The sequence below is a fragment of the Variovorax sp. J2P1-31 genome (assembly GCF_030317215.1).
Classification (GTDB): Bacteria; Pseudomonadota; Gammaproteobacteria; order Burkholderiales; family Burkholderiaceae_C; genus Variovorax.
Genome location: NZ_JASZYA010000003.1, coordinates 317,790 through 331,330 on the forward strand (window position 1 = coordinate 317,790; position 13,541 = coordinate 331,330).

A 13,541-nucleotide genomic window follows, 5' to 3' on the forward strand; every position below is an offset into this window, starting at 1 on the left:
TCAGCGCTGGACGTTGACGACGGTCGCCTGCATCAGCGCCACCACCTTGTAGGCCTCGCCCGCACCGGCGAAGGCGCGCACCTCGCCCGAGCAGACGGTCATCAGCCGGCCCGCGTTGACCACGCGGCCGATGGCGAGGAAGCGCTCGCCCAGCGCGGGGCGCATCAGGTTGATCTTGAACTCGGCCGTGACCACCTCGAAGCCGGCCGGCGCCTTGGTCAGCGCCGCGTAGCCGCAGGCGCTGTCGACGATGCTGGTGGTGGCGCCTGCATGCAGGTAGCCGTGCTGCTGCGACAGCGCCTTGGAGAAGGGCAGCGCGATGTGCACCTCGCCGTCGGCGACGTGCACCAATCTGGCGCCGAGGGTGGCCATCAGGCCCTGGGCGTCGAAGCTGGCGGCAATGCCTGGGTGGAGATCGCTCATGGGGAACCGTGAAAAGTTGAGAAGGGATACGCCGCTACGACAGCCAGCGCAGCCGGGCCCAGAAGCGATCGCCCCAGCGGGCCGCGCAGGCGCCGCACGCGACGATGGCCAGCAGCACGACCCCGCCCATGGCGAGGCCGCTGAGCGGCCACAGCCGCACGCACAGGCCCAGTCCCACCACCAGGCCCAGCAGGGCGCCGCAGCCGAAGCGCACCTTGCGCTCGAAAGCGTCCACCTGTCGCCCCTGCGGCGCGGGGCGGTGGCTTGTTGCGGTGTGTCTGTCCATCCTCGTTTCGGGTCGCCAGCGACCGGGTCGAGGATGCCACAGTGTCTGCGTCAGTCGGCGGTGTCGCGGCGCGTGCTGCGGCTGAGCACGATGTCCAGCGCCAGCAGCACGACGGCGATGGCCAGCAGCGCCAGGCTCACGGGAATGAGGCCGAACAGCGGTTCGTACAGAAAGCCGTGGGGGTCGATCTCGCTGGTGCCGAACAGCAGCTGCACCGCGAAGCAGGCGAGGGACAGGCCCAGTGTCAGCAGCCACAGCCAGCGGCGCGGCGGCGTGCCGCTGGTGCGTGCCGAGGGGGCGGTGGCGCGGTTCGGCCCCGAATTCTTGTCGGTCATGTGTCTCTCCCAGGATGTGTGACACCCGTTCGAGCACGGCCGGCGGCAATGGTTCAGCGCCACGGCCCCCGAACGCGGCACACTGCGAAGACGCCACGGGCCTGCGGGCCCCATCCGACACACCCCTGTCCCACCGAGTTGCCGCCATGACCCTCGAACTGTCCCGTGAAGCACGCCAACAGGCCATCGCCTCCATAGAACGCTACTTTGTCGAACACATGGACGGGCAGAAGATCGGCAACATCACGGCCGGCGCGCTGCTGGGCTTCTTCCTCGAGGAGATCGGCCCCGTGCTCTACAACCGGGGCGTGGCCGATGCGCAAGAGCGCATGCAGGCACGCGTCGCCGAACTCGACATCGAGGTGCACGAGGAAGAATTCGACTACTGGCGCAAGTACGACAAGCTGGCCAAGGGACGGCGCTGAGCCGTCCCTCGGCCCGCGCGCCTCAGTCGCGGCGCGGGTCGTTCGGGCGCCGATCGTAGCGGTTGGGCACGCCGTCGCCGTCGCGATCGCGGTCGTAGCGGTTGGGTGTGCCGTCGCGGTCGCGATCGCGCATGCCCGGGCCCGGCGGCGGCGGACGGTTGTCGTACGGGGCGACCACGCAGCCGGCCAGGGAGGCGGATGCGGCGAGCAACACGAGCAGTGTCTTCATGGGGTCTTCCTTTCGTTGGGCAGCAGCCGCGGGGCACGGCATGACGCCACTGTGGCCTTCGCCGATGCGCGAGCCACCGGCGCGGTGCGACCAGTTCGCGTAGGCCGGCACCCCGTCCGTCGCGCGGCAGAATGGCGGCGTCCCCGGGCCTTGCCCCTTTCATGAAACTCACCTCGCCCACCCTCCTCCTCACCACGGCGCTGCTGCTCGTGGCGTCGGCCCCCGCCCTTGCGCTCGACAGCTTCGACCAGGTGCGGCGCGCCCACCAGCCCTCCGACACCGCCGTGCTCGACCGCGACGGCGTGCTGCTGCAGCGCGTGCGCACCGATGCCACGGTGCGCCGCGGCCAGTGGATCGCGCTGGCCGACGTGTCGCCCGCGCTGCGCACGGCGATGGTGCTCAGCGAGGACCGCCGCTTCTACGAACACAGCGGCGTCGACTGGCGCGCGGTCTCGGCCGCGGCCTGGGGCAACCTCTGGAACACCCGCACGCGCGGCGCCTCGACCATCACGATGCAGCTGGCCGGCCTGCTCGACGACGAACTGCGGCGCGCCGGCGGCGGCCGCAGCCTGACGCAGAAGCTGGGCCAGACGGTCGCGGCCGGCCAGCTCGAACGCCAGTGGCGCAAGGACCAGATCCTCGAGGCCTACCTCAACAGCGTGCCCTTCCGCGGCGAACTCGTGGGCATCGACGCGCTCTCGCGCACGCTGTTCGGCAAGGCGCCGCACGGCCTCGACGCGCGCGAGGCCGCGGTGGCGGCCTCGCTGGTGCGCGCGCCCAACGCCGGGCCCGCGCGCGTCGCGCAGCGCGCCTGCGAGGTGATGAAGGCGATGGAGGCGAGCGAGGAGGACCGGCGCCGCGTCGACTGCTCGGCGCTGGACATGTTCACCAGCGCGGCCCTGCAGCGTCGCGCCTTCGACCCCAGCGAGGGCATCGCGCCGCACCTGGCGCGCCGCGCGCTGCAGGAGCGACGCGCGTCCACGGCGAAGGCCGGCGACACCGAACTGCGCACCACGCTGCGCGCGCCGCTGCAGCGCTTCGCGCAGGCCACGCTGCAGCGCCATTTGCGCGAACTGCACGGCCGCAACGTCGAGGACGCGGCGCTGGTGGTGCTCGACAACGCCAGCGGCGAGGTGCTGGCCTGGGTCGGTTCCTCGGGCCAACTGAGCCGCGCGGCCGAGGTCGACGGCGTGCTCGCGCAGCGCCAGCCCGGCTCCACACTCAAGCCGCTGCTCTATGCGCAGGCGATCGCCGAGCGGCGGCTGACCGCGGCCTCCTTGCTCGACGATTCGTCGGCGCAGATCAACACCGCGAGCGGCCTCTACATCCCGCAGAACTACGACCGGCGCTTCAAGGGCCTGGTCTCCGCGCGCACCGCGCTGGCCGCCTCGCTCAACGTGCCGGCGGTGCGCACGCTGGTGATGGTCTCGCCCGAGGCCTTCGCGCGCCAGCTGCGCAGCGCCGGCATCGCGCTGCGCGAGAGCGGCGGCTACTACGGCTACAGCCTGGCGCTGGGCAGCGCCGAGGTCTCGCTGCTGGCGCTGACCAACAGCTACCGCACGCTGGCCAACGGCGGCCGCTACGGCGAGACCCGCATCCTGCCTGCCGCGCAGCCGGCGACCGCGACCCAGGCCCTCGATGCGCGCGCCGCCTTCATCGTGGGCGACATCCTGTCCGATGCCAACGCACGCACCCGCACCTTCGGCGTCGACAGCGTGCTCGGCACGCGCTTCTGGACGGCCGTGAAGACCGGCACCAGCAAGGACATGCGCGACAACTGGGCCGTGGGCTGGTCGCAGCGCTACACGGTGGGCGTGTGGGTCGGCAACGCCAGCGGCGCGCCGATGTGGGACGTGAGCGGCACCAGCGGCGCGGCGCCGGTCTGGGCCGAGGTGATGGGCTTCCTGCATGCGCGCGAACCCAGCCGCGCCCCGACGCCGCCCGCGGGCCTGGTGCAGCTGCCGGTGCGTTTCGGCGAGGCGATCGAAGCACCGCGCGAGGAGTGGTTCATCGCCGGCACCGAACAGCCGCTGTTCGCGCGCGACACCCCGGCCGCCGACCCCGAGGCCGGCGCGCGCATCACCGCGCCGGCCGACGGCTCGATCATCGCGCTCGATCCCGACATCCCGCCCACGCGCCAGCGGGTGCGCTTCGAGGCCCAGGGCAACGGCCTGCAGTGGCGCATCGACGGCAAGCCCTTCGCGCGCGGCAACCGTGCGCTGTGGCTGCCCTGGCCCGGGCGGCATGTGATCGAGCTGACCGATGCGCGCGGCCGCGTGCTCGACCAGGTCCGGCTCGAGGTGCGCGGCGCCGGCGTGCTCGCCCGACGCTAGCCCGGCCGCGATCCCCCTGCACGCGGGTCGGACGCGATGCCCGCTGACAGCACGCCCGAGCGGGTCGCCGCACAATCGGAGGCGCCCAAATCTCATACAACAAGGCGAATCCATGTCTGTCACCGCACCCCCCGCCACGGGCGCCTCGGCCCCGCCGCGCGCCTACACCACCGAGGAAAAACGCCACCGCATCTTCGCGATCATGGCGGCCTCCTCCGGCAACCTGGTCGAATGGTTCGACTTCTACGTCTACGCCTTCTCCGCGCTGTATTTCGCGCCGGCCTTCTTCCCCAAATCCGACCCCACGGCCCAGCTGCTCAACACCGCGGGCGTGTTCGCGGCCGGCTTCCTGATGCGCCCGATCGGCGGCTGGCTGTTCGGCCGCATCGCCGACCGGGTGGGCCGCAAGACCTCGATGCTGATCTCGGTCACGATGATGTGCGGCGGTTCGCTGGTCATCGCCTGCCTTCCGACCTATGCGCAGATCGGCGCCTGGGCGCCCTTCCTGCTGCTGGTGTGCCGGCTGTTCCAGGGCCTGTCGGTGGGCGGCGAGTACGGCACCACCGCCACCTACATGAGCGAGATCGCGCTGCGCGGCCAGCGCGGCTTCTTCTCCTCCTTCCAGTACGTCACGCTGATCGGCGGCCAGCTGCTCGCGGTGCTGGTGATCGTGGTGCTCGAGCAGTTCCTCGACGAGGCCGAACTCAAGGCGTGGGGCTGGCGCATTCCCTTCGTGATCGGCGCCATCGCGGCCGTGGTCGCGCTGCTGCTGCGCCGCACATTGCACGAGACGCAGACTGCCGAGGCCAAGGCCAACAAGGAAGCCGGCAGCATGGCCGGGCTGTTCAAGCACCACAAGGCGGCCTTCTTCACGGTGCTGGGCTACACGGCCGGCGGCTCGCTGATCTTCTACACCTTCACCACCTACATGCAGAAGTACCTGGTGAACACGGTGCACCTGCCGATCAAGACCACCAGCTACGTGATGACCTGCGCGCTGTTCGTCTACATGTGCATGCAGCCGCTGTTCGGCATGCTGTCGGACCGCATCGGCCGGCGCAACAACATGCTGCTGTTCGGCGGCCTGGGCGCGCTCGCCACGGTGCCGATCCTGACCGCGCTGCAGCATGTGACGAGCCCGGTCGTGGCCTTCGTGCTGATCATCGTGGCGCTGGCCATCGTGAGCTTCTACACCTCGATCAGCGGCATCGTGAAGGCCGAGATGTTCCCGCCCGAAGTGCGCGCGCTGGGCGTGGGCCTGGCCTATGCGGTGGCCAACGCGATCTTCGGCGGCTCGGCCGAGTACGTGGCACTGGGGCTCAAGAGCCTGGGCCATGAATCGGCCTTCTACTGGTACGTGACGGCGATGATGGTGATCGCCTTCCTGGTGAGCCTGCGGCTGCCGCGGCAGGCGAATTACCTGCACCACGACCACTGAGCGAGGACGATCAGCGGCCCGCGGCCGGCACCCGCGTCGCCAGCGCGGGCGGCGTGTAGTCGGGCCGCAGCTGGCAACCCGGGCCGAAGTCGGCTTCGTACTGCGCGCACAGCTGCGCGACCTTCTGCGGCGTGGGCTTCTCGCCGCGATCGATCCAGTCGAGCAGCGCGCGCATCAGCGCCGGGTACTCCGGATCGCTGAGGTAGCTGTGGGTCGACTGGTCGCTGAAGGTCTGCACCAGCCAGTCCGACGCGCCGGCCGCCTCGACGATCTCGCGATAGCTGTGCTCGAGCTCGACGAAGGCCGTCGGATCGTGGATCGCGTGCAGCGTGAGCACCGGCAGGCGCAGCCGCCCGCCGGGCCGGCTGTCGGCCGCGAGCGCCGCCACGGCCGCGGGATCGGCCTCGTAGCGCAGCACGCCGGCGTTCAATGCCGCGTCGTCGCTCGAGCCGCTGTAGACCACCCGCGCATTGCCGAAGGGGTTGCGGCCGTCGAGCCGCTTCTGCGTCAGATCCCTGAACAGGAAGGTGCCCCAGCTCAGGTGGCTGAGCAGGCTGCGTTCGGGGATGCGCACCACCGACAGGATCGTGGCCAGCCGCTGCGCCTGCTCCGGACTGCGCTGCGCCGCGGGCAGGCCCACGCCGGTGCACTCGCGCAGGCGTTCGGCCAGCTCGGCATGGGTGAGCGTCGCACCCGGCGGCAAGCCTTGCCACAGCGGGTAGGTCGGCTCGTCGGGCCGCGGATGGTTGTGGCAGACGTACTGGTAGACCACGCGCAGGTCGAGCCGGAATTCGTAGGCATTGCCGCCGCCGCTCAGCACGCCGCTGGTCAGCAGCACGCCGTCGTAGGCCGGCTGTTGGCCCGGCACCGGGCCGTAGCGCTCGGCCGCCTTGGAAGCGACACCGCCGCCGTAGCTCTGGCCGTGCAGCACGGTGCGCCGCGGCTGGCCGAAGTAGCGCACGAACAGGCGGCGCAGGCGCTCGGTGTCCTCGCCTGCCATGGTCACGCCGTAGCCGCCGCGGCGGTAGGTCGAGCCGGCCCAGGCATAGCCGGCCTTGACCATCACCGACCAGCGCTGCAGGTCCTCCGCGCCCCGCGCCAGGCTCGGCGCGCCCAGTTCGGGGCCGCCGTGCGTGTGCATCACCAGCACCTCGCGCTGCCAGCCCGCGGGGATGGCGATCCAGTAGAACGCGCCCTCGGCATCGCGGCCGTTGTAGCACTGGGCGCTGACCGGCACGCCGCGCGGGCATTCGGCCGCCTGCGGCGCGCCGCCGGGCGGTGCCGCATGGGCCGCCAGGCCGGCACAGGCCAGCGCCAGCGCGCCGGCCGCGCGCCCCAGCACCCGCAGCGCTGGCGTCCTTGCTTTCAATCGTTGGCCGCCTTTGCCGCTCAATTCGGGCCCACGCCGCTGCCCGCCATGCGCTCGGTCTTCGCGTTCACCAGCACCTCGGGCTCGTTGGCCTCGACCCAGCTCTCGTTGTTGAGCGCCGCATGCAGGCGCTTCTCGTCGAGCTCGTCGGTCCACTTGGCGACCACGATGGTGGCCACGCCGTTGCCGATCAGGTTGGTCAGCGCGCGCGCCTCGGACATGAAGCGGTCGATGCCGAGGATCAGCGCCAGCCCCGCGACCGGCACGTGGCCCACGGCCGACAGCGTGGCCGCCAGCACGATGAAGCCGCTGCCGGTGACGCCGGCCGCGCCCTTGGAGGTCAGCAGCAGCACCGCCAGCAGCGTGATCTCCTGCATCAGCGTCATGTCGGTGTTGGTGGCCTGCGCGATGAACACCGCGGCCATCGTGAGGTAGATCGAGGTGCCGTCGAGGTTGAAGGAGTAGCCGGTCGGGATCACCAGGCCCACGCAGGTCTTCTTCGCGCCCAGGTTCTCCATCTTCTCCATCATGCGCGGCAGCACCGATTCGGAAGACGAGGTGCCCAGCACGATCAGCAGTTCTTCCTTGATGTACTTGATGAACTTCCAGATGCTGAAGCCGTGGAAGCGCGCGATGCCGCCCAGCCCACGAAGATGAACAGCAGGCAGGTCAGGTAGAACACGCCCATCAGCTTGCCCAGCGAGAACAGCGAGCCGATGCCGTACTTGCCGATGGTGAAGGCCATGGCGCCGAAGGCACCGATGGGCGCGAGCTTCATGATGTAGTTGACGATCACGAACAGCACGTGCGAGCCCTTCTCGATCACGTCGAACACCAGCGTGCCGCGGCCGCCGAACTTGTGCAGCGCGAAGCCGAACAGCACCGCGATCAGCAGCACCTGCAGGATCTCGCCCTTGGCGAAGGCGTCGACCAGCGTGTTGGGGATGATGTTGATCAGGAAATCGACCGTGCCCTGCATCTTGCCGGGGCCGGTGTAGGCGGCGATGGACTTGGTGTCGATGGTCGACGGATCGACGTTCATGCCCGCGCCGGGCTTGAAAACGTTGACCAGCACCAGGCCGACCACCAGCGCGATGCTGCTCACGACCTCGAAGTACAGCAGCGCCAGGCCGCCGGTCTTGCCGACCTTCTTCATGTCCTCCATGCCCGCGATGCCGACCACCACGGTGCAGAAGATGATCGGCGCGATCATCATCTTGATGAGCTTGATGAAGGCATCGCCCAGCGGCTTCATCGATTCGCCGGCCTGGGGATAGAAGTAGCCCAGGGCCACGCCGATGATCACCGCGGTGATGACCTGGACATAGAGCGACCGGTAGAGGGGAAGCTTGGTCGTGCTTGGCTGTGTTGTCATGTTTTTGCCTGCAGGAAAATGAAGGTGTCTGCGCCCGGAAAGCGTCGAAGCGTCTGGTTCTCGGCCCGCCGATGCGGGCGTGGATTCTCCTCCTTGCGGTGCAGGTTTTCAGTCAGTCGGCGGTCAGCCAGCGTTCGGGGTAATGTGAAACGAAGCCCTCCGACGTGAGGTTGAGCAGGGCGGCGTAGCCGAAGCGCGGCGCCTCGTACCAGCTGGCGCCGACGCTGCGCTGCGCGTAGCGCTGCTCGAGCAGCCCGAGGCTGCGCTCGCCGACGTCCAGCCACGCGGCCGGCGCGTCGGCCGCCTCGCCCGGCTTCAGGCCCAGGCGCCGCAGCGCGATCAGGTTGGTGGCGGGCGTGAAGCCCAGGTCCAGGTCCATGCAATGCGCCAGGTCCGGCACGGCCTCGTCGTTGAGCATCCAGCCGCCGCGCGCCTTGCGCGTGACCGACAGGTCGATGCTCTCGGCGTCGATCCAGCCGCGCACCGTGCCCCATTGGGTGTGCCACAGCGCATCGCAGCGCACCCGGTAGTGGAGCTGGGCATGCCGACCCTGCGGGTCGCAGAAGACGGCGGCGCCGTCGAGCTGCCATGCCGTGTCGTTGCGCTCGAGCCGGCAGGCGTCGTGGCCCGGTGCGTCGAGGCGGCGCCAGAGGATCGAGGCGACGGTGTGCATGGGCGCGATGATGGCGCGCCGCCCGGCTCGGCGCAAGCGCTGCACAAGGTTTCGTCACAAGCGAAAATCATGCTGTGACCGTTGTTTCCCCTTCTTCCTTGCGCCGCATCGCCCATCTGGACATGGATGCCTTCTTCGCGTCGGTGGAGCTGCTGCGCTATCCTCAGCTCAAGGGGCTGCCGATGGTGATCGGCGGCGGGCGGCGCAAAGTCGACGAGATCGTGGAACGCGACCATGCCGGGCGGGCGCTGTCCGAGATCCCGGTCGAGGCCTTTCCGCTGCTCAAGGATTACGTGGGCCGCGGCGTGATCACCACCGCCACCTACGCCGCGCGCCAGTTCGGCGTGGGCTCGGCCATGGGCATGATGAAGGCCGCCAAGCTGTGCCCCCAGGCGATCGTGCTGCCGGTGGACTTCGACGAGGTGCGGCGGCTGTCGCGGCTGTTCAAGAGCGTGATCCGCGAGATCGCGCCGGTGGTGGAAGACCGCGGCGTCGACGAGGTCTACATCGACTTCACCGAGGTGCCCGGCGGCCAGCGCGAGGGCGGCCGGGTGCTGGCGCGGCTGATCCAGAAATCGATCTTCCAGGCCACCGGCCTGACCTGCTCGATCGGCGTGGCGCCCAACAAGCTGATCGCCAAGCTGGCCAGCGAGTTCGACAAACCCAACGGCATCTCGATCGTCTACGAGAGCGACCTGGAGCCCCGCATCTGGCCGCTGCCCTGCCGCAAGGTCAACGGCATCGGCCCCAAGGCCGACGAGAAGCTCAAGCGCCTGGGCATCGAGACCGTGGGCCAGCTGGCGGCGCGCGACCGCGACTGGCTGATCGCGAACTTCGGCAAGGCCACCGGCGCCTGGATGCACGAGGTGTCCTGGGGCCGCGACGACCGGCCGGTGGTGACCGAGAGCGAGCCGGTCTCGATGAGCCGCGAGACCACCTTCGACCGCGACCTGCACGCGGTGCGCGACCGGGCCGAGCTGGGCGCGATCTTCACCCACCTGTGCGAGAAGGTGGCCGAGGACCTGCGGCGCAAGGGCTATGTCGGCAAGACCATCGGCATCAAGCTGCGCTACGACGACTTCAAGAGCGCCACCCGCGACCAGACCATCGACCGCTTCACCGACGACGGCAAGACCATCCGCCAGATCGGCGGCCAGTGCCTCAAGCGGGTGCCGCTGGAGCGGCCGCTGCGCCTGCTGGGCGTGCGCGTGGGCGCGCTGGCCAAGGCGGGCAGCCCCGAGGCGCTGGCGCCGGCCGGGACGCGCGCGGCGGCGGAACCGGTGTCGACCACCGCGTCGCTGTTCTGAGATGGCACGCTGGCTGCGGCGCATCGCCTTCGCACTGCTGGGCTTGCTGGCCGCCATCGGGCTGTATGGGGCCGTGGCCTGCGCGCTGGTGTTCTGGCCCGCCAACGCCGGCCCGGCCCGCGAGCCGCCCGAAGTCGAGGCCTGGGTGCTGAGCAACGGCGTGCACACCGACCTGGTGCTGCCGATCCGCTCGGCCGCCATCGACTGGCGGCAGCGCTTCCCGCCCGCGGATTTCCAGGCCGTGCCGGCCGATGCCGAGTTCGTCGCCATCGGCTGGGGCGACCGCGAGTTCTACCTGCACACCCCCACCTGGGCCGACCTCACGGCCAGGCGCGCGCTCGGAGCGCTGATGGGCGGCAACCGCGCGCTGCTGCACGTGAGCTACCTGCAGCGCGCGCAGCTGCGCCGGGGCGCCTACCGGCTGCCGCTGTCGGCCGCGCAGCACGCCAGCCTGGTCGACCATGTGCGCGCCGCGCTGCCTTCGGGCCGCGCGATACCCATCGCGGGTGCGCACTACGACGCGCAGGACGCCTTCTACGAAGCCGAGGGCGGCTACAACCTGTTCGAGACCTGCAACACCTGGACCGGCCGCGGCCTGCGGCGCGCGGGTGTCACGGTGAGCCGCTGGACGCCCTTCGACTTCAACGTGACCTGGCACCTGAAGCCGGCGGTGCCCTGAGCACTTCGGAATCAGTGCTCCACCGCGCCGCCGCGCGACCCACGACCCACGAAACCGGCATGGCCAAGGCCAGGAACACCGCGGAACCGGCTTTGCCGGGCCGCCGGTGTTGCCCCCGGTGAGGGGGAGGGAGAAGCGACACGAAGTGCGCGAAGCCTGGGGGTGAGCGTTGTTTCAGTCCAGGCCGTCGAACTCCGCGTCGTCGGGCCCGATGTGGGCGGGCGAGCGCCAGCCCGCGTCGCGCATCGAGCGCGCCACCTGGTGCTCCACGCCCATCAGCACCGCGAACAGCGCCATGCGCACCGGGATGCCGTTGTCGGTCTGGCGGAAGATCGCCAGCCGCGGGTCGTGGTTGAGGTCGATGCTCAGGTCGTTCGCGCCCGGGCGGCCGTCGCGCGGCAGCGGGTGCATCAGGATGGTGTCGGGCTTGCAGACCCGGTCGACCAGCGCCTTGCAGACCTGGAACTCGGGCGTGTAGCCCTCGATCTCCTCGCCCGCGAAGCGCTCCTTCTGGATCCGCGTGGCATAGACCACGTCGGCGCCGCGCAGGCCTTCCTCGAGCGAGGGCGTCTGCTCGACCACATGGCCGTTGCGCGCCACCAGGTCGACCAGGTAGGCCGGCATCTCCAGCGAGGGCGGCGCGATCAGCGTGAACTTGAGCCCGCGGTACAGCGCCAGCAGCCGGATCAGCGAATGCACCGTGCGGCCGTACTTGAGGTCGCCCACCATCGCCACGTGCGTGCCGTCGACCAGCTTGCCCATGCGCGAGAACTCGCGCTGGATGGTGTAGAGGTCGAGGATGGCCTGGCTCGGGTGCTCGCCCGGGCCGTCGCCGGCGTTGATGACCGGGATGTTGGTGGCGCGCGCGAACTCGGCCACCGAGCCCTGCTCGGGATGGCGCACCACCAGCGCATCGACGTAGCCGCTCATCACGCGGCTGGTGTCGTAGATCGACTCGCCCTTGGCCATCGAGGAGAAGGTGAAGCCGGTGGTGTCGCAGACCGTGCCGCCCAGCCGGCAGAAGGCCGCGCCGAAGCTCACGCGGGTGCGGGTGCTGGCCTCGAAGAACAGGCTGCCCAGCACCGCGCCCTCGAGCACGCGCGAGACCTTCTGGCGCCGCGCGATGGGCTGCATCACGTCGGCCACCTGGAACAGGTCCTCGAGGCTGTCGCGGTTGAACTGCGCCACCGACAGCAGGTGCGGCCGGCCCTCGGCCGCCATGCGCTGGCCCAGCGGGCGGGCGTCGGCGCCGGAAGCCGGCAGGGCCTCGCGCTGCAGGATCTCGGCGACGAACTTGCCCACCATTTCGGGCATGGCGCGCGATTCGCCGGAGTCGGCCGGCAGCAGCCAGGTGTCGAGGGCCCGGCGGCGCACGCCCAGCCGTTCGGAAAAGGCGTCGCGGGTGAGGTTGAGGCGACGCATGGCGTCGCGGAGGATGTCTTGTTGCTGGCTCATGGGCGCGAAATATACGCCTTGAGCCGCCACTTCACATCAAAATTTACGCATTGCGCACACTTTCGACTGCAATCAGCTCAGAGCTTGGGCACGCCGCCCTGCCATTGCGGCCAGTTCGCCACGATGTGGTCGACCACGCGGCTGCCCACCTTCTCGATGTTCTCCACCGTCTCGGCAAAGCCGCCGGCGGTCTCGCCCGGGGCCGGGTCCAGGTGCTGCAGCGTGGTTTCCTTCGGGTTGCCCTGGTCGAAATTGACCGCGCCGCGCAGGCTCATCACGCGGTCGGTGCCGTGGGTGCGGTTGATCACCAGCGTGATCGCGGCGGCCTCCATCTCGGTGATCACGTAGTCGTCGGCGCCGTAGAGCTTGGCGATGTACTGCGCCTGCTTCGACATGCCCGGGCCGTGGAAGAAGGTGTCGCCGGTCATGTGGGTGCCGGTGCCGACGAAGGGCGCGCGGCGGGCCGCGGCGTCGGGGTAGCGCAGGCGGTAGGTGCGGGCACTGTCCGAATCCTTGAGCGGCGTGTCGCCCGAGAGCTTCATGGCCCAGCCGACCAGCGCCGGGTTGAGCTGGAAGCGGCGGTAGTTCTCGTAGCCCTTGCGCGGCATGAAGGTCGGCTCGCCCGGCTTGTTCTCCTCGGGCGCCCAGCGGTGGCCCAGGTCGTAATCGACCAGCCAGGTGGCCCAGTTGACCTCGCCGATGGTGCCGCGCGAAGGCGGCGTGCCGGCCACGCCCGAGATCACGTAGTAGGCCTGCGAGAAGTCGAAGGCCGGGTTCAGCAGGATGGCCTGCATCGACGAGGAGGAATTGACCTTGCCCATGCCCAGCACCGCGCCGCAGACGCCGTCGGCGTTGCAGTACACGGGCTGCAGCGCGCCGGGCACGGTGACCGGCTTGGCGTCCTTCCAGTAGCGCTCGTACCAGTGCTGGAACTCGCCCGCGCGGTCGCCGGTGTTCTGCCCGATCTCGAACATGGCGGCGACGAAGACCTTGACGCGGACCGGCGCGGCGGCCGCGGGGGTCGGGGGCGTGGAGGCGCAGCCGGCCGAGACGGCGGCCGCCAGCAGCAGCGCGGGCCAGCGCGCACGGGACAGGAAGGAGACGGACATGGTGGGGCTTTCGAAAGGAATCATGGAAGTCTAAGAGGGACCGGGGAGAACGGGCAGGCATCGCACCCGGCGCGTTTGCGGCGTCCTACAGCGGCCCATGGCGGC

At 70.1% G+C, this 13,541-nt stretch carries 13 protein-coding genes and 1 pseudogene; 5 read left to right on the forward strand and 9 right to left on the reverse strand.

The features are described from left to right. From QTI20_RS21355 to QTI20_RS21365, 3 genes are all read right to left on the reverse strand, one after another. Positions 1 to 423 carry a PaaI family thioesterase gene (locus tag QTI20_RS21355; RefSeq protein ID WP_286554487.1) on the reverse strand — a complete coding sequence of 141 codons (423 nt, stop codon included), beginning with the start codon at positions 421 to 423 and terminating at the stop codon, positions 1 to 3. Positions 424 to 457: 34 nt separating this feature from the next. Next, positions 458 to 658: a hypothetical protein gene (locus QTI20_RS21360; RefSeq protein WP_286554485.1), complete on the reverse strand. Its 201-nt coding sequence runs from the start codon at positions 656 to 658 to the stop codon at positions 458 to 460. Positions 659 to 759: 101 nt separating this feature from the next. Further along, a complete protein-coding gene (locus QTI20_RS21365) occupies positions 760 to 1,044 on the reverse strand; it encodes a DUF3955 domain-containing protein (protein WP_286554483.1) in 285 nt (94 codons plus the stop codon). A gap of 146 nt (positions 1,045 to 1,190) precedes the next feature. On the opposite strand from QTI20_RS21365, the gene QTI20_RS21370 reads away from it, so the two are divergent. Beyond that, positions 1,191 to 1,469, forward strand: coding sequence for a DUF2164 domain-containing protein (locus tag QTI20_RS21370; RefSeq protein ID WP_286554481.1), 279 nt, complete (start codon positions 1,191 to 1,193; stop codon positions 1,467 to 1,469). A 22-nt stretch (positions 1,470 to 1,491) separates the two neighbouring features. On the opposite strand, the gene QTI20_RS21375 is transcribed toward QTI20_RS21370, so the two are convergent. After that, entirely contained in the window at positions 1,492 to 1,698 is a 207-nt protein-coding gene (locus QTI20_RS21375) for a hypothetical protein (protein WP_286554480.1), read from the reverse strand. Positions 1,699 to 1,859: 161 nt separating this feature from the next. Between QTI20_RS21375 and pbpC the strand changes: the two genes are divergently transcribed. Beyond that, positions 1,860 to 4,031 carry a penicillin-binding protein 1C gene (pbpC, locus tag QTI20_RS21380; RefSeq protein ID WP_286554479.1) on the forward strand — a complete coding sequence of 724 codons (2,172 nt, stop codon included), beginning with the start codon at positions 1,860 to 1,862 and terminating at the stop codon, positions 4,029 to 4,031. A 112-nt stretch (positions 4,032 to 4,143) separates the two neighbouring features. Then, a complete protein-coding gene (locus tag QTI20_RS21385; RefSeq protein WP_286554477.1) occupies positions 4,144 to 5,469 on the forward strand; it encodes an MFS family transporter in 1,326 nt (441 codons plus the stop codon). A gap of 10 nt (positions 5,470 to 5,479) precedes the next feature. Here the strand turns inward: QTI20_RS21385 and QTI20_RS21390 are convergent, their stop codons facing one another. The 3 genes and pseudogenes from QTI20_RS21390 to QTI20_RS21400 form a co-directional block, all read right to left on the reverse strand. After that, the gene (locus tag QTI20_RS21390) at positions 5,480 to 6,838 is read right to left on the reverse strand and encodes an alpha/beta hydrolase family protein (protein WP_286554475.1); all 1,359 of its coding nucleotides are present in this window, start codon (positions 6,836 to 6,838) and stop codon (positions 5,480 to 5,482) included. Between the two features lie 20 nt (positions 6,839 to 6,858). Beyond that, positions 6,859 to 8,213 (reverse strand): annotated as a pseudogene (locus tag QTI20_RS21395) (dicarboxylate/amino acid:cation symporter). A 112-nt stretch (positions 8,214 to 8,325) separates the two neighbouring features. Beyond that, entirely contained in the window at positions 8,326 to 8,886 is a 561-nt protein-coding gene (locus QTI20_RS21400; RefSeq protein ID WP_286554472.1) for a putative glycolipid-binding domain-containing protein, read from the reverse strand. A 74-nt stretch (positions 8,887 to 8,960) separates the two neighbouring features. Between QTI20_RS21400 and dinB the strand changes: the two genes are divergently transcribed. Next, positions 8,961 to 10,193, forward strand: coding sequence for a DNA polymerase IV (gene dinB / locus QTI20_RS21405; protein WP_286554470.1), 1,233 nt, complete (start codon positions 8,961 to 8,963; stop codon positions 10,191 to 10,193). Between the two features lies 1 nt (position 10,194). Further along, complete coding sequence (locus tag QTI20_RS21410) at positions 10,195 to 10,872, forward strand: TIGR02117 family protein (RefSeq protein WP_286554468.1); 678 nt, start codon at positions 10,195 to 10,197, stop codon at positions 10,870 to 10,872. 174 nt (positions 10,873 to 11,046) lie between these two features. On the opposite strand, the gene QTI20_RS21415 is transcribed toward QTI20_RS21410, so the two are convergent. Beyond that, on the reverse strand, positions 11,047 to 12,327 hold the full coding sequence (locus QTI20_RS21415; RefSeq protein WP_183024546.1) for an aspartate carbamoyltransferase: 1,281 nt from the start codon (positions 12,325 to 12,327) through the stop codon (positions 11,047 to 11,049). A 77-nt stretch (positions 12,328 to 12,404) separates the two neighbouring features. Then, positions 12,405 to 13,460: a purine-nucleoside phosphorylase gene (locus QTI20_RS21420; RefSeq protein ID WP_503011439.1), complete on the reverse strand. Its 1,056-nt coding sequence runs from the start codon at positions 13,458 to 13,460 to the stop codon at positions 12,405 to 12,407. Positions 13,461 to 13,541 lie beyond the last annotated feature (81 nt).